This window comes from Kitasatospora sp. NPDC097643, assembly GCF_040302625.1.
Classification (GTDB): Bacteria; Actinomycetota; Actinomycetes; order Streptomycetales; family Streptomycetaceae; genus Kitasatospora.
The window spans coordinates 1-25,394 of sequence record NZ_JBEOSA010000097.1 but is presented as its reverse complement, the minus strand read 5'-3'; the positions used below and the strand labels follow the sequence as shown (position 1 = coordinate 25,394).

The 25,394-nt window shown below is 74.8% G+C and carries 26 protein-coding genes; 15 read left to right on the top strand and 11 right to left on the bottom strand.

The annotated features are described in order from the left end of the window. Positions 1-86 precede the first annotated feature (86 nt). The 4 genes from ABTY15_RS37025 to ABTY15_RS37010 form a co-directional block, all read right to left on the bottom strand. A complete protein-coding gene (locus tag ABTY15_RS37025) occupies positions 87-851 on the bottom strand; it encodes an ABC transporter permease (protein ID WP_350605831.1) in 765 nt (254 codons plus the stop codon). A 44-nt stretch (positions 852-895) separates the two neighbouring features. After that, positions 896-1,870, bottom strand: coding sequence for an ATP-binding cassette domain-containing protein (locus ABTY15_RS37020; RefSeq protein WP_350605827.1), 975 nt, complete (start codon positions 1,868-1,870; stop codon positions 896-898). Positions 1,871-2,056: 186 nt separating this feature from the next. Further along, positions 2,057-3,220, bottom strand: coding sequence for a glycosyltransferase (locus ABTY15_RS37015; RefSeq protein WP_350605824.1), 1,164 nt, complete (start codon positions 3,218-3,220; stop codon positions 2,057-2,059). Continuing rightward, entirely contained in the window at positions 3,217-3,570 is a 354-nt protein-coding gene (locus tag ABTY15_RS37010; protein ID WP_350605821.1) for a hypothetical protein, read from the bottom strand. Before ABTY15_RS37010 ends, ABTY15_RS37015 begins: the two co-directional genes overlap by 4 nt. A 134-nt stretch (positions 3,571-3,704) precedes the next feature. Between ABTY15_RS37010 and ABTY15_RS37005 the strand changes: the two genes are divergently transcribed. From ABTY15_RS37005 to ABTY15_RS36985, 5 genes are all read left to right on the top strand, one after another. After that, a complete protein-coding gene (locus tag ABTY15_RS37005) occupies positions 3,705-4,637 on the top strand; it encodes a 3-oxoacyl-[acyl-carrier-protein] synthase III C-terminal domain-containing protein (RefSeq protein WP_350605817.1) in 933 nt (310 codons plus the stop codon). 69 nt (positions 4,638-4,706) lie between these two features. After that, complete coding sequence (locus ABTY15_RS37000) at positions 4,707-4,997, top strand: phosphopantetheine-binding protein (protein ID WP_350605812.1); 291 nt, start codon at positions 4,707-4,709, stop codon at positions 4,995-4,997. Positions 4,998-5,001: 4 nt separating this feature from the next. Continuing rightward, on the top strand, positions 5,002-5,781 hold the full coding sequence (locus tag ABTY15_RS36995) for a hypothetical protein (protein ID WP_350605810.1): 780 nt from the start codon (positions 5,002-5,004) through the stop codon (positions 5,779-5,781). Continuing rightward, on the top strand, positions 5,778-6,470 hold the full coding sequence (locus tag ABTY15_RS36990; protein ID WP_350605808.1) for a 4'-phosphopantetheinyl transferase family protein: 693 nt from the start codon (positions 5,778-5,780) through the stop codon (positions 6,468-6,470). The genes ABTY15_RS36995 and ABTY15_RS36990 overlap by 4 nt, the downstream gene beginning before the upstream one ends. Positions 6,471-6,593: 123 nt before the next feature. Continuing rightward, positions 6,594-8,318 (top strand): condensation domain-containing protein, encoded by a 1,725-nt coding sequence (locus ABTY15_RS36985; RefSeq protein ID WP_350605804.1) that lies wholly within the window; start codon positions 6,594-6,596, stop codon positions 8,316-8,318. Positions 8,319-8,347: 29 nt separating this feature from the next. Here the strand turns inward: ABTY15_RS36985 and ABTY15_RS36980 are convergent, their stop codons facing one another. Next, complete coding sequence (locus ABTY15_RS36980) at positions 8,348-9,010, bottom strand: hypothetical protein (RefSeq protein ID WP_502893678.1); 663 nt, start codon at positions 9,008-9,010, stop codon at positions 8,348-8,350. 101 nt (positions 9,011-9,111) lie between these two features. Continuing rightward, complete coding sequence (locus ABTY15_RS36975) at positions 9,112-9,678, bottom strand: RNA polymerase sigma factor (RefSeq protein ID WP_350605802.1); 567 nt, start codon at positions 9,676-9,678, stop codon at positions 9,112-9,114. 246 nt (positions 9,679-9,924) lie between these two features. On the opposite strand from ABTY15_RS36975, the gene ABTY15_RS36970 reads away from it, so the two are divergent. From ABTY15_RS36970 to ABTY15_RS36950, 5 genes are all read left to right on the top strand, one after another. Further along, the gene (locus ABTY15_RS36970) at positions 9,925-10,728 is read left to right on the top strand and encodes an SAM-dependent methyltransferase (RefSeq protein WP_350605797.1); all 804 of its coding nucleotides are present in this window, start codon (positions 9,925-9,927) and stop codon (positions 10,726-10,728) included. A 261-nt stretch (positions 10,729-10,989) separates the two neighbouring features. Further along, entirely contained in the window at positions 10,990-11,886 is an 897-nt protein-coding gene (locus ABTY15_RS36965) for a hypothetical protein (protein WP_350605794.1), read from the top strand. A 109-nt stretch (positions 11,887-11,995) separates the two neighbouring features. Then, the gene (locus ABTY15_RS36960; protein WP_350605791.1) at positions 11,996-12,784 is read left to right on the top strand and encodes an SDR family NAD(P)-dependent oxidoreductase; all 789 of its coding nucleotides are present in this window, start codon (positions 11,996-11,998) and stop codon (positions 12,782-12,784) included. 4 nt (positions 12,785-12,788) lie between these two features. Beyond that, positions 12,789-13,586, top strand: a complete 798-nt coding sequence (locus ABTY15_RS36955) for a polysaccharide deacetylase family protein (RefSeq protein WP_502893677.1) — start codon at positions 12,789-12,791, stop codon at positions 13,584-13,586. A gap of 70 nt (positions 13,587-13,656) precedes the next feature. Continuing rightward, positions 13,657-13,920 (top strand): hypothetical protein, encoded by a 264-nt coding sequence (locus ABTY15_RS36950; RefSeq protein ID WP_350605789.1) that lies wholly within the window; start codon positions 13,657-13,659, stop codon positions 13,918-13,920. Between the two features lie 34 nt (positions 13,921-13,954). Here the strand turns inward: ABTY15_RS36950 and ABTY15_RS36945 are convergent, their stop codons facing one another. The 3 genes from ABTY15_RS36945 to ABTY15_RS36935 form a co-directional block, all read right to left on the bottom strand. Then, on the bottom strand, positions 13,955-15,034 hold the full coding sequence (locus tag ABTY15_RS36945) for an MGDG synthase family glycosyltransferase (protein ID WP_350605786.1): 1,080 nt from the start codon (positions 15,032-15,034) through the stop codon (positions 13,955-13,957). 12 nt (positions 15,035-15,046) lie between these two features. Beyond that, positions 15,047-15,991 carry an NAD-dependent epimerase/dehydratase family protein gene (locus ABTY15_RS36940; RefSeq protein ID WP_350605783.1) on the bottom strand — a complete coding sequence of 315 codons (945 nt, stop codon included), beginning with the start codon at positions 15,989-15,991 and terminating at the stop codon, positions 15,047-15,049. A gap of 144 nt (positions 15,992-16,135) precedes the next feature. Next, on the bottom strand, positions 16,136-17,260 hold the full coding sequence (locus ABTY15_RS36935) for a DegT/DnrJ/EryC1/StrS family aminotransferase (RefSeq protein ID WP_350605778.1): 1,125 nt from the start codon (positions 17,258-17,260) through the stop codon (positions 16,136-16,138). Between the two features lie 459 nt (positions 17,261-17,719). On the opposite strand from ABTY15_RS36935, the gene ABTY15_RS36930 reads away from it, so the two are divergent. The 3 genes from ABTY15_RS36930 (at position 17,720) to ABTY15_RS36920 (ending at position 22,114) form a co-directional block, all read left to right on the top strand. Continuing rightward, the gene (locus ABTY15_RS36930; RefSeq protein ID WP_350605774.1) at positions 17,720-19,909 is read left to right on the top strand and encodes an MMPL family transporter; all 2,190 of its coding nucleotides are present in this window, start codon (positions 17,720-17,722) and stop codon (positions 19,907-19,909) included. A 196-nt stretch (positions 19,910-20,105) separates the two neighbouring features. Beyond that, on the top strand, positions 20,106-21,443 hold the full coding sequence (locus ABTY15_RS36925; protein ID WP_350605771.1) for a sensor histidine kinase: 1,338 nt from the start codon (positions 20,106-20,108) through the stop codon (positions 21,441-21,443). Further along, the gene (locus ABTY15_RS36920) at positions 21,440-22,114 is read left to right on the top strand and encodes a response regulator transcription factor (RefSeq protein ID WP_350605766.1); all 675 of its coding nucleotides are present in this window, start codon (positions 21,440-21,442) and stop codon (positions 22,112-22,114) included. Before ABTY15_RS36925 ends, ABTY15_RS36920 begins: the two co-directional genes overlap by 4 nt. Positions 22,115-22,146: 32 nt before the next feature. On the opposite strand, the gene ABTY15_RS36915 is transcribed toward ABTY15_RS36920, so the two are convergent. Beyond that, positions 22,147-22,377: a hypothetical protein gene (locus ABTY15_RS36915; protein ID WP_350605762.1), complete on the bottom strand. Its 231-nt coding sequence runs from the start codon at positions 22,375-22,377 to the stop codon at positions 22,147-22,149. Between the two features lie 215 nt (positions 22,378-22,592). Between ABTY15_RS36915 and ABTY15_RS36910 the strand changes: the two genes are divergently transcribed. Next, positions 22,593-23,243, top strand: coding sequence for a hypothetical protein (locus ABTY15_RS36910; RefSeq protein ID WP_350605758.1), 651 nt, complete (start codon positions 22,593-22,595; stop codon positions 23,241-23,243). 91 nt (positions 23,244-23,334) lie between these two features. On the opposite strand, the gene ABTY15_RS36905 is transcribed toward ABTY15_RS36910, so the two are convergent. After that, on the bottom strand, positions 23,335-24,051 hold the full coding sequence (locus tag ABTY15_RS36905; protein WP_350605756.1) for a VC0807 family protein: 717 nt from the start codon (positions 24,049-24,051) through the stop codon (positions 23,335-23,337). A gap of 150 nt (positions 24,052-24,201) precedes the next feature. Here ABTY15_RS36905 and ABTY15_RS36900 point away from each other — a divergent pair, with 150 nt between their 5' ends. After that, positions 24,202-25,299 (top strand): helix-turn-helix transcriptional regulator, encoded by a 1,098-nt coding sequence (locus tag ABTY15_RS36900; RefSeq protein WP_350605751.1) that lies wholly within the window; start codon positions 24,202-24,204, stop codon positions 25,297-25,299. Positions 25,300-25,394 lie beyond the last annotated feature (95 nt).

Below are 25,394 nucleotides of genomic sequence, written 5' to 3'. Positions count from 1 at the left end.
CGCCAGCAGTCCGGGCCGGACGAGCAGCTGCCGGTCCAATCCGTCCGGGCCCCGACCAGCCGGGCCCCTCTCTCGGCGTCCCGTGATCAGCGCACCCGGGTGGAGAACAGCCGGGCCGACCAGTACACCGACAGCACCGTCATCACCGCCACGACCAGCAGGCCCTGCCAGACCGCGCTGTCCCCGACGTGCCCGGAGAACAGCGCGCGCATGCCCTCCACCGCCCAGTAGAAGGGGTTCCACCGGGCGGTCTGCTGTAGCCAGCCGGGCGCCAGGGTGAGCGGCAGCAGCACCCCCGACAGCAGCGCGATCGGCTGCGCGATGGTGTTCACCACCGGCGCCATCGCCGCGTCCGTCGGCACCATCAGCGCGATGCCGAAGGAGATCGCCGAGGTCATCAGCGCCAGCAGGCCGAGCAGCAGATAGGCGAGCAGCAGGTTCAGCGGACTGACCCGCAGCCCGAACGGCAGCGCGATCAGGGTGATCAGGACGGCCTGCACCAGCAGCGCCACCATCTCCCGCAGCGCCCGTCCCAGCAGCAGCGCCAGCCGGCTCACCGGCGTCACCCGGGAGCGCTCGATGATCCCGGCCTTCAGCTCGCCGAGCAGGCTGAACCCGGTGAACAGCCCGCCGAAGATGCACAGCACCGCCAACAGGCCCGGCACGTACACCTGGTAGGCGTCGGCGTAGCTGCTCGCGCCCTCGGGGGCGAGCACCTTCTTCAGCAGCGGGGCGAACAGCAGCAGGTAGAACAAGGGCTGGATGATCCCGACGGCGATCCAGACCGGGGTGCGGATCATCAGCAGCAGTTGCCGCTGGAAGACCAGCCAGGTGTCGCGGGCGAGCTTCATTCTCTCCCCAGGGGTAGGAGCAGGGGTACGGAACGGCGGACCGGTCAGGCTTGCTGGAGCGAGCGCCCGGTGCGGGCCAGGAACACGTCGTCCAGGCTGGGCCGTTGGAGCTGGACGGTGCCGGGCGTCACCCCGGTGCCGTCCAGGGCGCGCAGCAGCTGCGGGATGGCCGCCGCGCCGTCCTCCAGGTAGAGCCGCAGCCCGTCCTCGCCGTGCGGCTCCAGCCGGTGCAGGTACGGCTGCGGCCGCAGCACCTCGGCGGCCCGCTCGACGACGCCCTCGCCGGGCTCCAGCCCGAGCAGGACGACGTCGCCGGAGATCTCGCGCTTGAGCGCCTCGGGCGTGCCCTCGGCCACGACCTCGCCGTGGTCGACGATCGCCACCCGGTCGCAGAGCGCGTCCGCCTCGTCCAGGTAGTGCGTGGTGACGACGACGGTCATCCCCCCGGTGCGCAGCCGGCGGATCTCCTCCCACACGTACGCCCGGCTGGCCGGGTCCAGCCCGACGGTGGGCTCGTCCAGGAAGAGCACCCGCGGCTCGTGGATCACCCCGAGCGCGATGTCCACCCGGCGGCGCTGGCCGCCCGAGTAGGTGGCGCACGGGCGGTCGCCGAACTCGCCCAGGTCGAAGGCCTTGAGCGCGCCCTCGGCGGCCTGGACGGCCTGCGCCTTGGCGCCGCCGTACATCCGCGCCTGGAGCACCAGCTCCTCGCGGGCGCTGACGCCGTCGGTGGTGCCGCCGCCCTGGGCGACGTAGCCGATCCTGCGCCGCACCCCGGCCGGGTCCTGGAACAGGTCGGCCCCGGCGATGACGGCCCGGCCGCCGTCCGGGCGGATCAGGGTGGCCAGCATCCGCAGGGTGGTGGTCTTCCCGGCGCCGTTGGGCCCGAGGAAACCGTAGATCTCGCCTGCGGCGACGGACAGGTCGATGCCGCGGACGGCGTCGACGGTGGTGTTCTCACCGCTCTTGCGGGAGGTCTTCTTGCGGTAGGACTTGCGCAGTCCCGTGGTCTCGATCAACCGGAACTCCCGTGCGGGGATGGGCTGCCACGGCACCTGGGAAGGCGGTGCTGCGCGCCACCCTAGGGTGTCCGCCGGTCCGGAAACAATGGCCTAGACCAATGGACGTGCGATCATTCCGCGTGCTAAGAGGCGGTCAAGGGTGCCGTGCTGAGAGCCGGTCAAGGGTGCCGTGCTGAGAGCCGGTCACCGGCGCCCCTCCGCCAGCGCCTCCAGCCGGTCCGCCGCCGCCACCGCACCGCCGCCGGCCCGGAGTTCGGAGCCGACCCGGACGGCCGCCCGGCGGTGGTCGGGAGTGTCCAGCACGGCCCGCAGCGCCTGCGCCAGCCGCTCCGGCGCGACCCGGGCGAACGGCACCCGCAGGCCCGCCCCGGCGGCCGCCACCTGTGCCGCGACGAACGGCTGGTCGTGCCGGATCGGTGCGGTGACCAGCGGCAGGCCGTGGCTGAGCGCCTCGCCCACGGTGTTCATCCCGCCGTGGCAGAGCACCGCGTCCAGCGCGCCGCGCGCCATCAGCTCCAGCACCGGCGCCCGGTCCACCGCCACGGCGTGCGCCGGGAGTTCGGCCGGCAGCAGCGCCCGCGGCGCGGCGAACACCGGCTGGACCTCGCCCCCGCAGAGCTCCAGCGCCCGCGCGGCCCGCGTGTGGAAGTCCGTGCCGAGCTCCCCGGCCAGCGTGCCCATGGTGACCAGCACCCGCCGGCGCCCCGGCAGCAGCCGCTCCCACGGGAAGTCCGGATCGGCGGGGCGCGGCCCCGGCACCGGCCCGACCGGCGCGCACTGCGGCGGGAGGGCCAGGTCGCCGGTCAGCGCGGGCCCGGTGGTCGCCAGCACCAGGGCGGGGGAGAAGCGCGGGTCGGCGTACTCCGCGGCGGGCAGCCGGGCGCGCTCCCACAGCCCGCGCAGCAGCCCGTCCATCCACGCCTCGACCTGCGGCAACGCCCGGTAGGGGCGGCCCAGTTCCATCGCCCCGGGCGCGAAGGAGGCCCACGGCAGGCCGTGCCGGTGGGCGACCAGCGCGCCCGCCGGGGTGTGCTGGTCCACCAGCAGCGCGTCCGGCCGGAGCTCCCGCACGACCGCGTCCAGCGGCTTCGCGGTGAACCGCGCGTACGGGACGATGAAGCCCTCCCAGAGCGAGCGCAGCGCGGCCAGCCCGTGCCCGCCCTGGGCGCGGAACGCCCGGGTGCCGGTGCCGAACACCTGCGCCCCGGGGCCCAGCAGCGGCCGCAGCACCGACTCGGTGCCGGTCCAGGCCACCTCGTGGCCGCGCGCGGCGAGTTCGGCGGCGATGCCCGCCGCCGGGTTGACGTGCCCGGTCAGCGGGGGCACCACCAGCAGGAAGCGGCTCATCGTGCGCCCTCCTCGGGGAGCGGGTCGGGCACGCCCTGGTCGGGCTGATCGGGCTGATCGGGCTGCTCGGGCAGCAGGCGTTGCACATCGGCGACGGTCAGGGCCTCCAGGGCGGCCAGGTCCAGCCCGGCGCGCAGCCCGGCCAGATCGGCGGCGGGCCCGAAGCGCGCCCGCAGGGCCTCGGCGAGCCCGGCGAGTTCGCACTCGTCGAGCAACAGGTCGCCGTCCAGCCGGGCGTCCGGGGTGACCCGGGCCGCCCACTCCGGCGGCGCCCCGGAGGTCTGGACCACCAGCGCGACCAGCTCAGGGTGCAACGCCTCGGCGGAGAAGGGGTGTTCACGATCAATCATGGCAAAGGTGCTCCCACCTGCTCGAACGGCACGGGGATGAACGCGACGGCACCGACGGCGGCCGCGGGGGTCGGAAGGACCGGGAGCCCGAGATCACTTGTGCGACCGGTCGGGGCGTGGGAATACTAGCCCGCGTGACCGCACTGGAGGCAGTGGCCGTTCACCTCCCCCCACACGCCGTGCCCATCGAGGCGGTGGGCGAGCGGATCGGCCTGACCCCACGTCAACTTCGACTCTTCCGCCGCTTCCACGGCCTGGACCAGCTGCGCCTGGACCCGGACGGGACGCTGCCCGACCTGCTCGACGCCGCCCTCGACAGCCTCTCGGAGCTGCGCGGACGCGAGCGGCACGTCCGCTTCGTGATCCACGCCCGCAGCATGCCGGTGGCGGTGCCCTACCCGCTCAACCCGCTGCACGACCTGCTGGCCGCACGTGGGCTGGCGCACGCAACGGCCTTCACGGTGACCCACCACGCGTGCGCGGTCGGCCTGTTGGCCATCGACCTGGCCGGCCGCCTGCTGGCCGGCGACACCGACCCGCAGGCGCTGGCCCTGGTCCTGGCCGGGGAGAAGACCTTCACCCGGGACGCCCAGGTCGTGCCCGAGACCGGCATCTTCGCCGAGGGCGCGGCCGCCTGCCTGGTGCGCGCCGACGGCGAACGCCACCGGGTGCTCTCCTTCGCGGTGCGCCAGCGCCCGGAGTTCGACGGCCGTCTGGCCGACGACCCGGAACTGCTCGCCCGCTACCAGCGCGAGTACCCGAACGTCATGGTGGAGGCGATCGAGGCCGCTCTGGACCAGGCCGGTCTGGACCTCTCCGACCTCGCCGCGGTGCTCCCGCACAACGTCAACCAGGCCTCCTGGCGGATGATCGCCCGCCGGATCGGCTGTCCGATCGAGAAGGTGGTGCTGGACAACGTGCTGTCGGTCGGGCACAGTTTCGCTGCAGACAGCCTCATCAATCTTCACACCGCCACCACGCGGGGGCTGCTCCGCCGCGGTGACCACTACCTGATCGCCGCCGCCGGCGTCGGCGCCACCTTCTCCGCGATGGCCCTGCGTTACTGATGCTCCGTCAGGCGCCCGCGCCGCCGCCCCCTCCATCACTCTCCCCACGTACGACGGGACGGGACACCCATGTCAGAACCCGTGGTCCAGACCACTGACCCCGAGCTGCGCGAGCGGATCCTGCTCGGCATCGGCGAACTCCTGCCGCGCGTCCTCAAGCGCGACCTGCCCGAGATCCCGGCGAACGCCTGCCTCTTCGACGACCTCGGTCTCACCTCCGCCGGCACCATCGAGCTCATCCTGGAGCTGGAGGAGTCGCTCGACATCCAGGTGGACGTCGAGCAGATCACCGAGGACGACCTGCGCTCGGTCGCCGGCCTGGCCGACTACGTCGCCGCGCACGTCATCCCCGAGGACTGACCGGGTGGCCGCCCCCGGCCTGCGGATCACCCGGGCGCTGGCGCGGCGGTTCGACGGCCGCTCGGAGACCTCGCTCGACCCGGACCTGCGGGCCTTCGTCTCCGACCTGGTCCGCCCCTACGGCCTGCCGCTGCGCGAGGACCTGCTGCGCGAGGGCGCCGGCCACTCCTACCGGGAGCTGGCCGCCGACCTGCTGCACGAGGCGCTGGCCGAGGACGAACCCGTCGACCTGCTGATCCTGGCCTTCGACACCCCGGACGTCCGCCCCGGCGCACCCTCCTCGCTCGCGCTCAGCCGTTCCTGCCCCGGCACCCCGCTCGCCTTCGCGGTCTGCGACCAGGGCACCGCCTCCGCGTTCACCGCCCTGCGCCTGGCCGCCGACTACCACCGCACCGGCGCCTGCCGCCGCGCGGTGGTGGTGCTGGCCGAGCAGACCGCGCTGCACTACCGACCGCCCGAACCGGTCCGGATGCCGCAGCGGCACGCCGCGGTGGTCCTGGTCTGCGAGGAGATCGGTGCACCAGGGATGACGATCCGTCAGATCAGCGGCGTCGCCGACCCGGAGAAGGAGCTGCGGCTCCAGTCCGAGGAGCTCGGCGCCGACGCGGCCGTCGTCCTCGACCCCGGGCTCGACGGCGCGGCTGCCCCGGCCGCCCAGCCCTTCACCGGCCCGTGGGCGGAGCTCGCCGACCAGCTGCCCGCCTGGCGGGCCCGGGGTCGCCCCGCCCTGGTCGCCGGTCACGACCGCCGGCTCGGGGTGCTCAGCACCCTGACCCTGCCGTGACCGGCGCCCCGGCCTCCCCGGTCGACCTCTGGCTCATCCCGACCGACCAACCCGCCCCGGTCGCCGCGCGGTTGTGGCAGTTGCTCGACGAGCGCGAACGTGCCCGGACGGCCCGGGCCGACCCGCTGCTGCGCCGCCGCTTCACCGTGGTGCGCGGCGCCGTCCGCCAACTGGTCGGCGCCCGGACCGGGGTTCGGCCGTCCTCGCTGGTCTGGCGCTACGGCCCGTACGGCAAGCCGGAGTTGGCGGGGGAGGGTGGACCGCAGCTGAGCTGGTCGGCCTCGGGCGCGCTGGCGGCGCTGGCACTGGCCGAGGGCCGGCCGGTGGGTGTGGACGTGGAGCGACTGCACGACCCCCGGGTGGCCGGGCGCCTCGCCGCCCGCCACCTCCCGGCGGCCGAGGCGCGACTCGTCGCCGAGGCGCCCACGCCCGCCGAACGCTCCGCGCGCTTCACCGCGCTCTGGTGCCGGCGCGAGGCCTGCGTCAAGGCCCACGGCGCCCGACTGGTGCGGTCCTTCGGCGTGTCGGTGGCGGGCGCCTCCCCGCTGCTGCTGCCGGACGCGGGCGCGCTCGGCTGTGGACCGCTGCGGCTGCGGGACGTGCCGGTGCCCGGAGCGTTCCGAGCCGCCCTCGCGGCGGTCGGTGATGCTCCCGTTCATGTCAACTACCATCAGTGGCAGGTGTCATGACGGATCATCATCGAAGATCCCGTTTGGTCTGGACCAATGCGTGAGGGCGCTGCTAGCGTCCCCCCACACATCCCTTCGAGGCCTCCCGAGCCCTTCCCCGGCGAGCCGAAAGGCGCGTAGCACGTGACAGAGACCAGCAGGCGGATCACGGTCCGGTATGCCGGTGCGAGCAGTGGCTCGGGCCCGCTCACGCTCGGCCAGGACAACATGATCCGCTGCATCCGGCGCGACGCCCCCGAACAGATCAACCGGGAGTCCGTCTGGCCCGTCCCGGACGGCACCACCCTGACCGCCGGGCTGGACGCCCTGCGCCGGCTCGTCGAACGGCACGAGTCGCTGCGCACCTCCTTCCCGCCCGGCCCCGGCCCGGACGGCTACCCCGACCGCCAACTGCTCGGCTCCGAGGGCCGTTTCACCGTCACCGTGCACCCGGCGGGCGGCCTCGACGACGCCGAACTCGACGCCCTGGCCGCCAGCTTGGGGCGGGCCGACGTGGCCGTCCCGGTGCCGCTCGACGACGCCCCGAGGATCCGCTTCACCCTGCTCGCCGACGGCGAGGACCTGCTGCGGCTGATCGCCGTGGTCTGCCACGCCGGCGCCGACGGCGCCGCCACCGCGCTGCTGGTCCAGGACTGGCTCGCCCTCGCCGCCGGCAAGGAGCTCCCGCCGGTCGCCGCCCGGACCCCGTTGCAGATCGCGGCCGCCGAACAGAGCCCGCAGGGCCGTCGCAAGGCGGCCGCCGCCCTGCGGCACTGGGCCCGCATCCTCGGCACCGGCCCACAGGTGGTCTTCGCCGACTCCCGGATCACCGGGCCGCCGGCCGACCTCGCCACCCTGCTGGTCCGCTCCCGGACGGCCGCCGACGACCTCGCCGCCGCCTGCCGGCGCACCGGTGCCGGCCCGTCCGTCGTGCTGCTCGCCGCGTTCGCCGCACTGGTCGCCCGCCGGGCCGACCGCCGCGAGTTGGTGATCTCCGCGCTCTCCGCGAACCGGCAGCGCGCCGCGCTGGTCGACCACGTCGGCACCCTCGCCCAGGACGCCCTGTTCCTCCTCGACGCCGACGCCACCGACTTCGACCAGCTGGTCGGCCGGGCCAAGGCCGCCTCCCTGAGCGGCTACTGGCACAGCACCCTCGACTCCGAGCAGGTCTGGCAGCTCGTCGAGGACTCCGCCCACCTGCGCGGCACCCGGTTCCCCCGCCAGGTCGTGGTCAACGACCTCAGCCTGACCATCCCAGCCGCCGTCGCCGACGCGCAGCCCGTCCCGGCCGTCGACCCCGAACTCACCCGGCTGCCCGCCCCACCGTTGCGGGTCCGGCTGATGTTCACCATCCTGCGGATCAACGGCAGCCTCGACTTCGCCCTGATCGCCTGCCCCCAGGTGCTCGACCCGGACGAGACCGACCGCTTCGCCCGGGCGCTGCTCGCCCTGCTCGCCGCCGCCGCGCACGGCCCGGTCCCGCTCGCCGGGCTGCCCGCCCTCGCGGACCTGCCGACCGCCGAACGCGCCGGCCGGTGGGAGTGGATCGACGGCTGCTGGATCGACCTGGCCGCCGTCCGCGAGCTGCTCGACACCGCCCTCGGCACCCCCGGCACCCCCGGCGCACCGGCCCGGACCGAGGTCGAGCTCGTCGACGGACGGCTGGTCGCCCGGATCGCCACCGAGGACCGGACGCTCACCCCGGCCGCCGCCCACGGCGCGGTGGTCGACGCCCTGCCCGGCCGGGACACCGCCATGGCGCCGCACTACTACGTCGTCCGGCACCTCGGGCCCTGCGAAGCGCCGACGGCGGAGAGCGGCAGCGGGCGCGACCCGCAGACCGCCGCCCGCCAGGCGGCCCTCACCTGAACGGGGGACGACGGGCCGCGACCCACCACTCACTCCACCGGGTCCCCGCCCCCGTCCCCCCACAGCTCCGCCCAGGAGCCGCCCGACATCGCCCCCGAGGTCAGCCCCCACGGGCTCGGCACCTCGGCCGGGTCCCCGTCGTCCTCCTGCACCGGCAGCCGGTCGATCACCGCGACCAGCGCCGGCGGCAGCTGCGGCGCCAGCCCCCGGTGCACCCGGGACAGGATGTCCCGCCGCACGTCCTCCGGCAGCAGCGGCCGGCTCATCCGCAACGCCCTCGGCCGGGGGCGCCGTTCGGCCGCCGCGAGCTGGTCCGACCAGGCCCGCCAGTAGTCCGCGTCGTCGGTCTCGCCCAGCTTCAGATGGTGCAGGTGCAGGCAGTACGCGGCCGTCCCGCTGCCCGACCCGGCGGCGAAGCGCCACCAGAACTCGGCGCCCTCCTCCCGCCCGGTGGCGTACAGCAGCGCCGCGAACACCTCCGCGCCCTCGGGCTGGATCCGACGGGCGTTCACCAGCAGGTCCAGCCCCCGGGAGGCGTCCGGCGCACCCAGCACCAGGGCCACCACCAGGCCCAGTTCGAAGGCGGCCTGTTCGTGCTCGGACGGCAGGTGGGTCGGCGCGGCGGTCAGCCGGGCCCGCCGCAGCGCCGCGATCCGCTCGGCATGGGCCCGCTCGGCCCGAGGCACCCACAACGGCGCGCGCCCCTCCTCCGACCCGCGCGCCCCACCGGGCGGGGGAGTACCGACCCCCCAAGCGGCCCCCTCGGCGGCGCCCCTGGCGGCCCCCTCGGCGGTCACAGCTCACCCCCGCCGTCCGGCAGTTCGCCGACCCCGAGCCGGCGCGCCAGCCGCTCCCGCGCGTGCCGGAGATTGGAGTGCACCGTCGCCACCGGCCGCCCGAGGTACGCGGCGATCACCTTCACGTGCAGCCCGAGCAGGTACCGCAGGATGACCACGTCCCGCTGCCGGTCCGGCAGTTCGAGGATCGCCGCGTACAGCCGCACCTCGTCCGCCTCGCTGCGCAGCAACCCCTTCGCCACCTGGTTGAACGCACCGATCACCGCCGCGAAGGTGACCGCCTCGACCGCCACCGGCTCCTCGCCGGCCACCCAGTCGGAGACGTGCCGGTTCGCCAACCGCCAGGCGTACGCGGCCGGTTCCTCGAACCGCAGCACCTGCGGCCAGCAGCGGGCCAGGTCCCCCTTCACCGCCCGGACCAGCAGTGCGGCGTCGTCCCGGTTGCCTATCCGGGTCAACGCCAGGGCGTGCCAGGCGGGTTCGTGCGTCTCGCAGAACGCCGCGTAGGTCAGCTCCAGCCGCAGGCCGGCGTCACCGCCGGACACCCGGTTGTCGATCGTCATCGATCCTGCTTTCCGTGGCCGCCGGCTGCGCTGCCGGGCCACCCGAGGGTCGGGCCGTCCATGCCCATCCTCATTCCACCAGCCCGGTCACTCCAGGCTGCAATCCGAATACAGATGGTCATCTCGTAAGACAGAAAGCCCGGTTGGGGCGGCCCGGCCGGGATTGACCGCCCGGTACCGTGGGCAGCAATCGACCGGTGCCCGCGACACCGACGGGGGCCGACGGGAGCCGATGGGGGGAACACGATGAGTCTCTACGACGGGGTCGACCTACGGCTGAACGTGCCGCACTCCGCCCGGATGTACGACTACTTCCTCGGCGGCATCACCAACTTCGCCGCCGACCGCGAGGCCGCCGGACACGCCCTCGCCGTCGCCCCCTGGCTGCGCACCGGCGCCCGCGCCAACCGCTCCTTCATGCACCGCTCCACCCGCGCCCTCGCCCGGGCCGGGCTCGACCAGTTCCTCGACATCGGCACCGGCATCCCCACCTCGCCCAACCTGCACGAGATCGCCCAGGGCGTCGCCCCGCACGCCCGCGTCGTCTACGCCGACAACGACCCGATCGTCCTCTCGCACGCCCAGGCCCTACTCACCGGCACCCCCGAAGGCCGCACCGCCTACGTCGAGGCCGACGTCACCGACCCCGCCCGACTGCTCGCCTCGGCCGGCCTGCGCGACACCATCGACCTCACCCGCCCGGTCGCGCTCTCCCTCAACGCCCTGCTCCACTTCGTCCCCGACGCGGCCGGCGCCTACGCCATCGTGGAGCACCTCAAGGCGGCCCTCGCCCCCGGCAGCGCCCTGGTGATGACCCACGTCACCGCCGACTTCGCCCCCGAGGACATCACCCGCCTCATCCGCATCTACGAATCCGCCGGCACCGCCGTCCAGGCCCGCACCCGTTCCGAGTTCACCCGCTTCTTCGACGGCTGGACCCTGATCACCCCCGGCGTCCTCCCCACCCCCCGCTGGCGCCCCACCCCCACCGACCCTCCCACCGCCGACCCCGAAGCCTCCGCCTACGCGGCGGTCGCCCTCAAGCCCTGACCGGCCGCTCCGGTCGCCTCGGCCCCGCTCGCGGGTCATCAGCACGGGCTGCGGGGTCCCCGGCGCCGCCTCCCCTCCCGCCCCTGCGTGACCCGCCCAGCGGTTCCCCGCTCTCCCGGGCGCCCCATCCTCCGGCTCCATCCCCCCTGCGCCCCGCCCTGCGGCCGCTCCCCGGCGGGCACAGACTGGTGGTGGATCAACGCTGCTGCCCCGACGCCGCAGGCCGGTCGGCGGGAGCCGGGGCCAGGAGCTGGGAGAGGCATGCTGCTCGGACTCACCACCGCCCTGATCGCCACCGTCTGTTTCGGGTTCGGGGCGGTGTTCCAGGCGCGCGGGGCGCGGTCGGCGCCGCGTGCGGACCGGGTGCGGGTGGGGCTGCTGGCCGCGCTGGTGCGGTCGTGGCAGTTCCTGCTCGGCACGGCGGTGGACATCGTCGGCTTCGTGCTGAGCATCGTCGCGCTGCGCAGCCTGCCGCTGTTCCTGGTGCAGGCCGTCACCAACGGGAGTCTCGCCGTGACGGCGCTGGCCGCCGTCTGGCTGCTGGGTGCCCGGCTGCGTCGAGCGGACATGGCGGGCATCGTCGCGGTCGTCCTCGGCCTGACGCTGCTGGCGCTCGGCTCGGGCCGGGAGGGCCGGGAGTACGCCGCGTCGGCGTTCCACTGGGCGCTGCTCGCGACCACCGCCGTGATGCTGCTGCTGACCCTGCTGCTGGCGCGCCGAAAGAGCGCCGCGGCGGCGGCCGGGCTGGGGTTGCTGGCAGGGGTGGGGTTCGGGGTGACGAGTCTGGCGGTGCGGGTGCTGGACGCGTCGAGCCTGGTGGCCGTCCTCACCGATCCGGCCGCCTACGCGCTGGTGGCCGGTGGCCTCGGCGGTTACCTGGCCTACGCGCTGGCCCTGCAACGTGGCACGGTGACCGCCGCGACCGCCGCCGGGACGGTCGTCGAGACCTTCGGCCCGGCCCTGGTGGGCGTGCTGGCGCTCGGCGATGCCGCTCGCCCGGGGTTCGAGTGGTGTGCGCTGACGGGCTTCGCGGTGGCGGTGGGCGGCACCTTCCTGCTGTCGCGGTTCGGGGAGCTGGAGGGTGGGTCGGCGGAGGCGATGACCGCCACCACCGGCCCGGCCGATCCGGCCGCGGAGCCGGCCACCCCGCCCCGGTAGCCGACCGCCCCGCCGCTCGGCCCCCGGTAGCCCGGACGGCGCCGCCGTGCGAAGGTGACTTGCCGGACAAAACGGACGGTGAGACGCCCCACGGAGCGGCAGGTGCACGATGGCCGACGAAGCCCAGCCGGGACGACGGAAGTCCCAACCGACCGAGCGCCCCGTCGCGCTGATCACGGGCGCGTCCTCCGGCATCGGCCTGGCCACCGCGATCCGCCTGGCCGAGGCCGGCTGGCAGACCCTGCTGTCCGGGACCGACCGGGGCCGTCTGGAGGAGCTCGCCGACCGCACCGGCGGCCGGGCCCTGCCCGAGGACCTGAGCAAACCGGACGGTCCGAGCCGGCTCGCCGAGGCCGCCCTCGCCACCGCCGGCCGGGTGGACGCGCTGGTCGCGAGCGCGGGCCTGGGCTGGCGCGGACCGTTCGCCGACACCCCGTCCGACACCCTGGACCGGATGATCGAGGTGAACTTCGCCGCCCCGCTGCGGCTGGTCCGCCTGCTGCTGCCGGACATGTTGGAGCGCCGCCACGGCCGGATCGTGCTGGTCGGCTCGATGGCCGGCCAGGTCGGCGTGCGCGACGAGTCGGGGTACTCGGCGACCAAGGGCGGGCTGGCGATGTTCGCCGAGAGCCTCTGGTACGAGCTGCGCGGCACCGGGGTCGGGGTGCGCCTGGTGCTGCCAGGGGCGGTGGACACGCCGTTCTTCGACCGGCGCGGCACGCCCTACCAGCGGGACCGGCCACGCCCGGTCTCGGCCGAACGGGTCGCGGACACCGTGGTGGCCACCATCACCACCGAACGCGACCGGCTGTACGTGCCGCACTGGCTCGGCGTGCCGGCCCGCATCCACGGCGTGGCGCCGGGCGTCTTCCGCCGCATGGCCTCCCGCTTCGGGTGACGGCGTGACGCCGGCGCGCCGCCGCACGCCGACCCGAACCGTCCGGACCACCTGCACCGCCCTGGCCGCCCGGACCACCCGCACCGCCCTGGCCGTCGCAGCGGGAGCCGAGTTCCTGCACCTGGCCCCGGCGGCGGTCCGGCTGCCGGTCCTGCGCCGCACCCTCGCCCGCCGTACCGCCGGGCACGGCGGCGACCCGCGACACGTCGCGCTGACCTTCGACGACGGACCGGATCCGCGCAGCACCCCGTACGTCCTGGACGCCCTGGACGCCCTCGGCGCCCGGGCCACCTTCTTCCTGCTCGGCGCGATGCTGGAACGCGCCCCGGCCCTCGGCCGGGAGCTGGTCCTGCGCGGCCACGAGGTGGCCGTCCACGGCTGGCACCACCGGCAGCAGTGGTACCCGGCACCCGCCCGCGACCTGCGCGAACTGCGGCGCGCCACCGAGGCGGTCGCCGGGTACTGCGGCGCCCGCCCGCTCTGGTACCGCCCGCCGTACGGGGTGCTGACCGCAGGACCGGCCCTGGCCGCCCGCCGCCTCGGGCTGCGCCCCGTCCTGTGGACCGCCTGGGGCCGGGACTGGACGGCGGAGGCCACCGGCCGGTCGGTCTTCGCGACCGCCCGCCCCGGCCTCACCGGCGGCGCGACCCTCCTGCTGCACGACTCCGACTGCACCTCCGCACCGGACTCCTGGCGCGCCACCGTGGCCGCGCTGCCCCTGATCGTGGCCCACTGCCGTGCGCACGCCCTCACCCTCGGCCCGCTTCGTGATCACGCCGTCCCACCCCTTGTCGCCCGCTAGAAGCGGCTGGGAGGATCGGTGCGGCAGGCCCGTCACGGGGGCGGGCGCGCGAACGACGGGGGGAGTACCCATGCCTGAGGTGACGGGTGGATTCGCGAAGGCCCTGGTGGCCGGGGGAATCGCCGCAGCGGTCCTGACCGGGGCGGGCGCGGTCAGCGGTGGCCACGGTCCGTGGAACGGTACGGGTTCGAGCGTCCTGGCCGACCAGGGCCCGACCTACATCCAGGAGACGCAGGGCCCGAAGTACGTCCAGGACGTCAACGGCCCGAACTACTTCACGCAGGGCCCGCAGTACCTCCAGGAGACGCAGGGTCCGACGTACAGCCCGATTTAAATCCAGTAGCCGCAGGACTGTCCCCCCGCCCCACCTACCCCAGCCCCACCTGCTCCAGTGCCGCCGCGAACCCCCGCCGCCAGCCCTCCGGGGAGGCCCCGGGGGACGGCGGGGGCTCCGGGCGGGTGAGGGCGGCGAGGGCGTTGCGGACGACCTCGGCGGGGCGGGCGGAGACGACGTCGGCGTGCCCGAGTTCGAGCTCGTGCTGGAGGTTGTCCCGGCCGTGGCCCTGGACGACGTCGAGCAGGAGCAGCCGTCGGCCGAGGGCGCGGGCCTCGCTACAGGTGTCGCCGGAGCTGGTGACGACCAGGTCGGCGGCGGCCATCAGCTCCGGGATCCGGTCGGTGTAGCCGAACGGGTGCAGCCGGGGTTCCCTCCGGGCGGCGGCTTGCAGCCGGCGCTCCAGCTCGCCGTTGCGCCCGGCGACGGCGAGCACGTGCGGCCCGGCGGCGGCGAGGTCGGCGGCGGTGCGGGCGAGCGGGCCGAGCCCCCACGAGCCGGACATCAGCAGGACGCACCGGGCGTCGGGCGGCACGCCGAGCCCGGACCGGGCCTCGGCCCGCCCGGGCGCCCGGTAGAACGGCCCGCGCAGCGGCGCGGGCAGGACGGCGACGGCGGCCTCGGGCCGGTAGCGGCGGACGGCGCACGCGGCGACCTCCGAGGTGACCAGGAACAGGTCGGTGCCCTCCTGCACCCAGAGCCGGTGCGGGGTCACGTCGGTGCAGAACACGAAGTGCCGGAAGTCCCGCTCGGGCAGCCGGTTGACGGCCGAGGTGGCGGTGGCGAACACGGACACCACCAGCTGCGGCCGCTGCGCCTCGACCAGCGTCCGCAGGGCCGGCACCAGCCGGGCGCGGGCGGCCGCGTCGGCGAGCAGGGCGAGCCGGGTGCCGGGCCGCAGCGCCGAGAAGTGGAAGGCGTCGTACACCCCGGGCAGGTCGAGCAGGTGCCGGAAGACGGCCTCGCCGACGGCGCCGGAGCGCTGCCCGAGCAGGGCCATGGCGTCGACGGTGCTGGTGGTCCAGCCGCGCGAGCGCAGGGTGTCGGCACAGGCCTGGGCCATCACGTCGTGGCCCTGGCCGAGCGAGCCGGAGACCAGCAGGGCGTGCGGCATCGGGCGGTCCGGTCAGGAGGGGGTGACGGGGGCGGTGGTGTCCTGGTACCAGTCGGCGTACCGCCGCACGCCGTCGGCGAAGTTGGTCCGTGGCGACCAGCCGAGCAGCCGCTTGGCCTGGGCGGAGGAGATCCGCCGCGACGTGTAGTCGGCCTTGCGGCCGCCGATGTGCTCGATGGTGACGGGCCCCAGCAGGTCGTCGACGGTGTCGGCGATGTCGCGCACCGAGACGGCGGTCGAGCCCTCCAGGGCGAAGGTCTGGTCCTCGGCGGCGGGGGAGAGGGCCCGGACGTGGGCGTCGGCGAGGTCCTCGACGTAGACGAAGTTGCGGCTCTGCCGGCCGTCGCCGGCGATGGTGATGGGCCGTCCGGTCAGCGCGGCCTGTACGAACCGGGCGACGACCAGCTCGTCGCGCATCCGCGGGCCGTACGGGATGCCGTAGCGCAGGATGGTGAAGTGCTGGCCGTACAGCTCGCGGTAGCTGTGCACCAGCATCTCGGCGGCGAGTTTGGTGGCCACGTACAGATGGCCGCTGTGCTCCAGCTCGATCGGCACGTGCTCGTCCAACTCCTGTTCCTCGCCGTCGAGTTGGTGGTCGGCGAGGGCGGCGCCGTAGACCCACACGGTGCTCGCCAGCACGGTGCGGCTGAGGCCGCTGCGCCGGGCGGCCTCCAGGACGGCCTCGGTGCCGTCGATGTTGGTCCGGACGGCGCGGACCGGGTCGGCGGTGATCTGCTCGACGTCGGCCATCGCGGCCAGGTGGTACACCACCTCGCTGCCGGCCAGTGCGGCGGTCAGGGCCGCCAGGTCGAGGACGTCGATCCGGGCGTGCTCGGCATCGGGGTTGAGGTACTTGTCGGTGGTGTCCACCGCGAGGACGTCGTGGCCGGCCGCGAGCAGGTGGTCCACGACGTGTGAACCGATGAATCCGCATCCCCCGGTGACGGCTATCCGCACGTTCTCTCTCCTTGCTGTCGGCCGAGCCCCGGTCCCGGCGCTGCCGGTGACCTGATGGCCGGTGACCTGGTGATCGGTGGCCTGGTGGCCAGTGATCTGGTGGCCGGTGACCGGATGGTCGGTGACCGGATCCGGTTCGGTGGATCAGCCGGCGAGCCGGCGGTGGACCGTCGAGACCGCCTCGATCACCTGGTCGGTCTCGTCCTGCGTCATGTCGGAGTGCACGGGCAGGCAGATCTGCCGCGCGCAGACGTCCTCGGCGACCGGCAGCGGCCCGCGCCGGTAGCGGGCGAGCACCGGCTGGAGGTGCAGCGGAAGGTCGTACACCTCGCCGGAGAGCCGCACGCCGAACTCCTCGGCCACCGCCCGCTTGAAGGCGGCACGCTCGACGCCGGGCGGCAGCAGCGCCACGTACTTGTAGTAGTTGCCGCGGCAGCCGGCCGGTTCGAGCAGCGGCTCCAGGCCGTCCAGCCCGGCCAGCGCCGCGTCGTAGCGGCGGGCGACGGCCCGGCGGGTCTCGATGAACTCCTTCAGCCGGCGCAGGTGCACGGCGCCGACCGCGGCGTGCAGCTCGCTCATCCGCCAGGAGTAGCCGAGGCGGACGTGGTGGTTGGTGGTGAAGGAGCCCTTGCCCTGGTCGCGGTGGATCCGGGCCTCGTCGCGCACCTCGGGCGACTCGGTGAGGATCATGCCGCCCTCGCCGCTGGTGGTGACCTTGGTCGGGTAGAACGAGAAGGCCCCGGCCAGCCCGAAGGTCCCGGCGCTGCGGCCGTCGAAGCTGCTGCCGTGGGCGTGCGCGGCGTCCTCGACCAGCGGGACGCCGTGCCGGTCGCAGACCGCGCGCAGGGCGTCGACCCGCGGGGTGATCAGCCCGCCGATGTGCACCAGGACGACGGCCGCGGTGTCCGGGGTGAGGGCCGCCTCCAGCGTCTCGGGGGAGAGCGCCAGGGTGGCCGGGTCCACGTCGGCGATCACCGGGCGGCCGCCCGCGTGGACCACGGCGCCGGCGGTCGCGTAGAAGGTGACGGCGGGGACGACCACGTCGCGGTCCTGGACGTCGACGGCGCGCAGGATCATCTCCAGCGCTGCCGTGCCGCTGCTCACCGCGACGGCGTGCGAGGCGCCGTGCTCGGCGGCGAAGGCCTGCTCGAAGCGCTCCGTCCAGGGCCCGAGGGTGAGGGCGCCGGTGGCGAGCATCTCGGTCACCGCGTCCGCGATGGCCGCGCGGTCGCTCTCGTCGAACACGATGCGGGCGGCTGGAACGCCCATGGGCACCTCCGGCGGCGGGCTGAAGTCAGCACCGATCGGGTCAGGTCGGTCCGAACCGTTCGAAAACGGTCGAGCCAGGCACATCACGCTACTTCGCGCGCCGGTCCGCGGCCCGTCGTCGCCGCCCGCACGGGTGACCCGGACGGCGGAGACACGGCCGCCCGGGGACCGGTGGCCACGGCCGGGCGGTTGCTCCCGCCGCCGTACCCCGCTGCTCCCGGCGCCGTACCCAGCTGCTCCGGCCGCAGGACATCCGGCTGCTCCCGGCGGAGGCCGTGCGCTCCGCCGTTCGGGGCAGGGTCGTACTGCGTACGCAGTAGGCCGACGGCCTGCACAGGGACGACGACGGAGCAGGGGTCGGCCGCCAAGGATGGGTCATGCTGCGGGCGGCCCACGTCGACGGACGTCGGACCGGCCGTGGCGCGCACTGCGACCGAGATCGAAGGAGTCCGCTCTCCCGTGGCCACGTTCCTGTACCGCCTGGGCCGATGGGCCTTCCTCCGGCGCCGGCTGGTGACCCTGCTGTGGGTCGCCGTGCTGGCCGTCGGCGGGGTCCTCGCCGCCAAGGCGCCCGCCGCCCCCGACGACGGGTTCTCCATGCCCGGGACGGAGGCGCAGCAGGCCTTCGACCTGATGAACGAGCGCTTCCCCGGCGGCCACGCCGACGGCGCCTCCGCCCGGCTGGTGTTCGTCGCGCCGTCCGGGCAGAAGATCACCGCCGGGCCCAACCAGCAGGCGGTGGAGCGGACGGTCGCCGAGCTCGCCCACGCCGAGCAGGTGACCGGCGCGGTCGGCCCGTTCCAGGCGGGCGCGGTCTCCAAGGACGGCACCACCGCCTACGCGACGGTCTCGTACGCGGCCAAGCCGGGCGAGCTCTCCAAGGGCGCCACCGCGGCGCTGGAGGCGGCCGCCCAGCACGGGCGGGACGCCGGGCTCAAGGTCGAGGTCGGCGGCAACGCGTTGACGGCCAAGCCCGGGGCGGGCGGCAGCAGCGAGGCCATCGGCATGGCGCTGTCCGCCGTGGTTCTGGTGATCACCTTCGGCTCGCTGCTGGCGGCCGGGCTGCCGCTGCTCACCGCCGTGGTCGGGGTCGGCCTCGGCATGGCCGCGATCACGGCGCTCGGCAGCACGCTGGGGCTGTCCGCCACCACGGGCACGCTCGCGATGATGCTCGGCCTGGCGGTCGGCATCGACTACGCGGTGTTCATCGTCTCCCGGCACCGGGCCGAGCTGGCCGAGGGGCGCACCCCGGAGGAGGCCGCCGGCCGGGCCGTCGGCACCGCCGGTTCGGCGGTGGTGTTCGCCGGGCTCACCGTGGTGATCGCCCTGGCCGGGCTCTCGGTGGTCGGCATCCCGGTGCTGGCCAAGATGGGCCTGGCGGCCGCCGGCACCGTGGTGGTCGCCGTCCTGGTCGCGCTGACCCTGGTCCCCGCGTTGCTCGGCTTCATCGGCCGCCGGGTGCTGCCCCGCAAGGCCCGCACCGGCGGGGTCCGGCCGGCGGCGGACAACGGCGGCTCGCGCTGGGCCCGGTTCGTGCTGCGCCGCCCGGTGGCGGTGCTGCTCGGCGGCGTGATCGGCCTCGGCGTGCTCGCCGCGCCGGCGCTCGACCTGCGGCTCGGCCTGCCGGGCGACGAGGCCAAGCCCACTTCCACCACCCAGCGCCGCGCCTACGACCTGCTGTCCGAGGGCTTCGGCCCCGGCTTCAACGGCCCGCTGACCGTCCTGGTGGACGCCAAGGGCAGCGCCGATCCGAAGGCCGCGGCGGGTGAGGTCGCCAGGACCGTCGGCGCGCTGCCCGGCGTGGTCGCGGTGGCGCCGCCGATGTTCAACAAGGCGGGGGACACCGCCCTGCTCACGGCCGTCCCGGCCACCGGCCCGAGCGCCGCCGAGACCAAGAACCTGGTGCACGCGATCCGCGGCCACGCCGCCGGGCTGAAGACCGCCACCGGGGCGACGGTCCTGGTCAGCGGTGCCACGGCGATGAACATCGACGTCTCGCAGAAGCTCACCGACGCGCTGGTGCCCTACCTCGGGGTGGTCGTCGGCCTCGCCGTCCTCCTCCTGCTGGTGGTGTTCCGCTCCGTCCTCGTCCCGCTGAAGGCGGCGCTCGGCTTCCTGCTCTCGGTGGCCGCCGCGCTCGGCGCGGTCGTCGCGGTCTTCCAGTGGGGCTGGCTCGCCGACCTGATCGGCGTGGAGCAGACCGGTCCGGTGATGAGCATGATGCCGATCTTCATGGTCGGCGTGGTCTTCGGCCTCGCCATGGACTACGAGGTGTTCCTGGTCACCCGGATCCGCGAGGGCTTCGTCCACGGCGAGCGGCCCGGCGAGGCGATCGTCACCGGCTTCCGGCACAACGCCCGGGTGGTCACCGCCGCGGCCTTCATCATGATCGCCGTCTTCGCGGGCTTCATCGGGATGAGCGAACCGATGATCAAGATGATGGGCCTCGGCCTCGCCGCCGCCGTCGCCTTCGACGCCTTCGTTGTGCGGATGACGATCGTGCCCGCCGTCCTCGCCCTGCTCGGCCGACGAGCCTGGTGGCTGCCGCGCTGGCTGGACCGGCTGATACCGGATGTCGACGTCGAGGGCAGCGAGCTGCACAGCGCCGCCGCCGAGCCCGCCCCGGTGCGGGAGACCGTCGGCGTGTAAGGGCTCGCCGCCGCCGGCCGGACCCCCGGGCCCGCCCCCGCGGGCGGGCCCGGAGCCGCCCCACCCCGGCACGGACGTCCCGTTCGAGTCCGCACCGTTTACCGTTGCTGTCGGGGCCGTCGCACCGGACGGCCCCGGCCCGGCCCCCGACCCGGCCCCGCGCCCGGCCGCCGACCCGGAGAGCACGACCACCACCATGACCAGCACCTGGCAGCGCCTGCGCAGCCGCCACCCCCGGCTGCTCGACGCCGCCGCGGGCGTCGGCCTGCTCACCGCCACCGCCCTCGGCGCCACCATGGACCAGACCGGCCACCTCGGCAGCCTGGACCCGCTCACCGGCGCCGTCGCGCTGGTCGCCGCCCTCGCCGCCTTCGCCCACCGCCGCCACCCCCGCGCGGTGACCCTGGTCACCCTGCTCTGCACCATGGTGCTCGGCGTGACCAGCCCCCGGCTCACCCCCGCCCTGGCCACCCCGCTGCTCGTCGCGCTCTACTCCCTCGCGGTCCGCACCGACCGGGCCACCGCCCTGCGTGCCTCCGTCGCCACCGCCGTGCTGCTCACCGGCACCTCCCTGCTGGTCGACACCGGCGGCCCGCTCGGCGAACGGCTCGGCGTCCTCGCCTGGGCCCTGCTGCCCGGCGCCATCGGCGACTCCATCCGCAACCGCCGCGCCCACCTCGCCGCCATCGAGGAGCGCGCCGAACGCGCCGAACGCACCCGCGAGGAGGAGGCCCGCCGCCGGGTCGCCGACGAGCGGATCAGGATCGCCCGCGACCTGCACGACGTGGTCGCCCACCACATCGCCCTCGCCAACGCCCAGGCCGGGATCGCCGTCCACCTCATGGACCGCCACCCCGCCCAGGCCCGCGACATGCTCAGCCACCTGACCGAGGCCACCGGCTCCGCCCTCCAGGAGCTGCGCGCCACCGTCGGCCTGCTCCGCCGCGCCGAGGACCCGGCCCCGCTCGAACCCGCCCCCGGCCTCGACCGGCTGCCCGAGCTGATCGCCGTCTTCGAACGCGCCGGCCTGCCGGTGCGGCTCACCGTCGAGGGCGAGGCCCGGCCGCTCTCCCCGGGCGTCGACCTCACCGCCTACCGGATCGTCCAGGAGTCCCTCACCAATGTGGCCAAGCACGCCGGCGGGGCCGACGCCGAGATCACCCTCGCCTACAGCGGCAGCCGGGTCGCGCTCAGCGTCGCCAACACCCGCCCCGCGGCCGACGCCCACCCCCGCGCCGCCCTGCTGCCCCACCCTGCTCCCGGCGAGGGCGGCTTCGGCCTGATCGGCATGCGCGAGCGCGCCGGAGCCGTCGGCGGCCGCCTCACCGCCGACCACCGCCCCGACGGCGGCTTCCTGGTCACCGCCGAACTCCCGCTGCGCACCGGCGCCCGGGACGACGCCGCACCGGTTCCCCGGCCGGCCGCCGGACACCGACGGGACGACTCCGGACACCAGCGTGACGACTCCGAACATCGCCGGGACCGCGCCGGACACGAGAACGACCACGCCGGACACGAGAGGGACCACGCATGACCATCCGGGTACTGCTCGCGGACGACCAGGCCCTGCTGCGCGGCGCCTTCCGGGTGCTGATCGACGCCGAGGACGACATGGAGGTGGTCGGCGAGGCGGCCGACGGGCGCGAGGCCGTCGCACTCGCCCGCGCCACCCGGCCCGACCTCGTCCTGATGGACATCCGGATGCCCGGCGCCGACGGCCTCACCGCCACCGCCGCCATCTGCGGCGACGAGGAGCTCAGCGGCACCCGGGTGCTCATCCTCACCACCTTCGAGATCGACGAGTACGTGGCCCAGGCGCTGCGCGCGGGCGCCGGCGGCTTCCTCGGCAAGGGCGCGGACCCCAAGGAGCTGCTGGCCGCGGTACGGGCGGTCGCCGCCGGTGAGGCCCTGCTCTCGCCCGCCGCCACCCGGGCCGTCATCGACCAGTTCCTGGCCCAGCCCGACCGCGCCGCGTCCGGCGTCCCGGAGCGGCTGTCCGTGCTCACCGCCCGCGAGCGCGAGGTGATGTCCATGGCCGCCACCGGTCTCACCAACGAGGAGATCGCCGAGCGGATGTACGTCAGCCCGTTCACCGTGCGCACCCACGTCCACCGGGCGATGGCCAAGCTGGACGCCCGCGACCGGGCCCAACTCGTCGCCATCGCCTACCAGTCCGGCCTGGTCCCGCCGGGCCGGCCGGCCTGACCCGCGCGTCCCTGAGGCCGTCCCGGGGGCGCTCAGTCGTGCAACAGCCACAGCCCTTCGGTGACCCGCCGCCAGCCCACGGCGTCGGCGCGGGCGCGTGCACGCAGCACGGCGGCCACTCCCGGCAGGCCCGAGTCGCCCGCCGCCTGGACCAGGGCGAGATCCTCCCACTGCCGCTGTAGCTCCACGCCCGGCGGCGCCGCCGCCCGAGGATCGAGGACGCCGAGCGAGGCCCGCCACTCCTGGAGGTCCCAGTTCTCCATGCCCACCCCACGCGATCCATCGGGTCCGTCCTGCCAGCAGCGGCATGACCGTGACGGCCGGTTGGAGCAGGGCAGTGGAAGGGCAGTGCCAGCCCTGAGCGATCGTCAAACCTGCTCCGTCGGTGCCGATCAGGCCTTCGGCCTGCTCGAAAACGCCCTCCGAACTGGTGTGTCAACGAGTAGTCTGCCGGTGACTCAGAATGAGGAGGATGTTCGTGGAATCGAAGGACACGGCAGGCGAGGTGCGGATTCTCCAGCCGTTGCCCGGGCGTACGGAGGACGGGTCGCAGGCCTTCGACCTGCGGTTGGTGCGACTGCTCCGTCTGCTCGGGGTCGAGGCCGCGCCCGGGGCCGACTTCCCGAGCGCGGCACGGTGGGAGGTCCACAAATCACTCGCCGGGCGGTCCGAACTACCGGGGGAGTACTTCGAGCCGCTGATGGAGGCCGCGGTCTACGACCCCAACCCCAGTTTCAACCGGCGCTTCGTCGAGCCGGCCCTGCGGGCCTTCGGTCAGCGCCAGGTCCGGCTGGCTCTGCTCGGCTACCTGCGCACCGGCACCGACGAGGAGCGCGCCGGCGCCGCCCGGGCCTGGTACTGGACGGCCCTGTCGGTCGGCGGCACCCAGGGCGCGGCCGGCGCCGACGAGGGGTCGAACGTCCGCGACGCCTGGTACGAGACCGCGCTGCGGGAGTTCGTCGGCAACGAGGACCTGGACGTCCGGCGCTGCATCCTCCCCGGGCTGCCCCTGGTGCCGCGCGCGTACCCCGCGGAGCTGCACGGGTTGGTGGAGCGCGCGGTGGAGATCGCGCGCTCGCACCCCGACGAGTACATCCGCCACCGGGCGGAGATCCAGGTCGGCCTCTGACGGAGGGCGGTCGGGTGAGAAGCTCGAAGCGGCGGCCCGGAACTCCGAGGAGCCGGACCGCCGCACCGAGGAACCGCAAGCGGCCGGGGCCTCAGACGGCCACCGTCGGCCGCTCCGCCGACGGAGCACCGACGGCCTCCGCGCCCAGCGCCGCCTGCATCCGGGCCGCCCGCCGCCGCCCCCAGCTCACCGTGAAGAAGATCAGACCGCCGAGCACCGCCCACGGCAGCACACTGCTCACCGTGACCATCGCCGACGTCGACAGCACGTACGTCAGGGCGATCCGCAGCACCGACTCCACCAGGAACGCCACGCCCCAGATCACCGTCAGCAGCCGCTGCCCCCGCCGGAACCCCTCGTACTGCCACAGGCCGTTCCAGCGCTCGATGCCCTCCGGCGTGCCACCGGAGGCGAACTTGCGCCCGAAGTAGAACATCGCCGGACGCTTCGCCAGCAGCGTGGCCAGGAACCCGAGCCCGATCAGACCGGTCAGCGCGGAGTCCTTGATGAAGATCAGCTCGGTGGTGTTGTACGCCACCGCGCTGAGCGCCCCCAGCGCGAGCGTCACCAGGGTGAACACGCCGAACTCGTCCAGTCGGCGGTGCAGCAGGAAGTACACCCCGAGGTCCGCCAGCGGCCAGGCCGAGGAGATCAGCAGCGCGGTGGCGTCCGCCACCCCGTGCCCGCTCAGCGCGTTGTAGGTGAGCACCGGGGCCAGCACGTTGAACAGCAGGGTCGGTCCCCAGTCCAGCAACAGCCGGACGGCCCGGCCGGGCTGGCGCGTGGTGCTGTTGGCGTGCTGGGACATGCGGACGGCTCCTCTGCCTCGACGGATGCCGCGGCGGTCCGGCCGTCGGCCAGGAGAGTCTGACGGCAACCACTCCGACCTGGGAAGATGTTCGGCGGGCAGCATCCGGACAGTGGCAGGATGGCGCCAGCACGACAGGGGGAGTGACAGGTGTACGAGGGGTTGGGGCTCGGGCGCGAGGCCGGGGCCGTGTACGGGCTGATGCTGGGTGAGGGCGTCTCGGAGCACACCGAGCTGGCCAGGGCGCTCGGCCTGACGCCGGAGCAGGTCCGCGCAGCCCTGGAACGCCTGGCCGCCGCGGGTTTGGTCCGGCCGACGGTCGACCCTGAAGCGCTCCAAGCCGACGGCCCCGCTACACTCGACGGCCTCGCCGCACCCGACGGCCCCGTCGACTCCGCCGGCCCCGTCGGCCGCCGCCCGTTGCGCCTCGCCGACCCGCGCGAGGGCCTGCGTGCCCTGCTGGCCCGGCAGGAGGCCCGACTGCTCGCCCAGCAACAGGAGTTCGACCGCACCCGGACCACCGTGACCAGGCTGCTCACCGAGTACGCCGTCGCCGAGCCCGGCATCCGCCAGCGCGACACCGAGCGGCTGATCGGCCAGGACAGCGTGGTCTCCCGGCTGGAACAACTGGCCGCCGGCTGCCGGTTCGAGACGATGTCCTTCCAGACCCAGGTCAACGGCAACGCCGCGACCGCCGCCGGCCTCGCGCTCAACCTCGACGGGCTCGCCCGCGGCGTCCGGCTGCGCACCATCTACCCCGAGGCCGCCCGCCGCCACGGGCCCAGCCTCTCCTACGCCGCGGCCCTCGGCGCACACGGCGCCCAGATCCGGACCGCCCCGGCGCTGCCGGTCCACCGGATGATCGTTTTCGACCACGACGTCGCCCTGCTGCCGGCCGGCCTGGATCCGACCTGCCTCGACGCCGTCCTGGTCAGCGCACCAGCCGTGGTCGCCGCGCTGCGCGCCCTGTTCGAGGCGGTCTGGGCGACGGCCGTCCCGATCGCCGCCCAGCTCCCGGCCGGCGCCGCCGCCGACGACCCGGCCCGGCCCCGCGCGGACGACCTCACCCGCCAGGAACGCGGCCTGTTGGACCTCCTCAGCCAGGGCTTCACCGACGAGGCGGTGGCCAACCGGCTCGCCCTCTCCGTCCGCACCGTCCGCCGCACCACCGCCGCCCTGATGGCCCGCCTCGGCGCCCGCAGCCGCTTCGAGGCGGGCCTGCGCGCCAAGGAGCGCGGCTGGCTCTGACCGGCACCTCGCCCGGCAACAGCGCCTACCTGCTGAACTACGCACCGGGCAACCCGTGGCAGGAGTGGCGGGTGGTGCAGAACTCCGCGACCGGC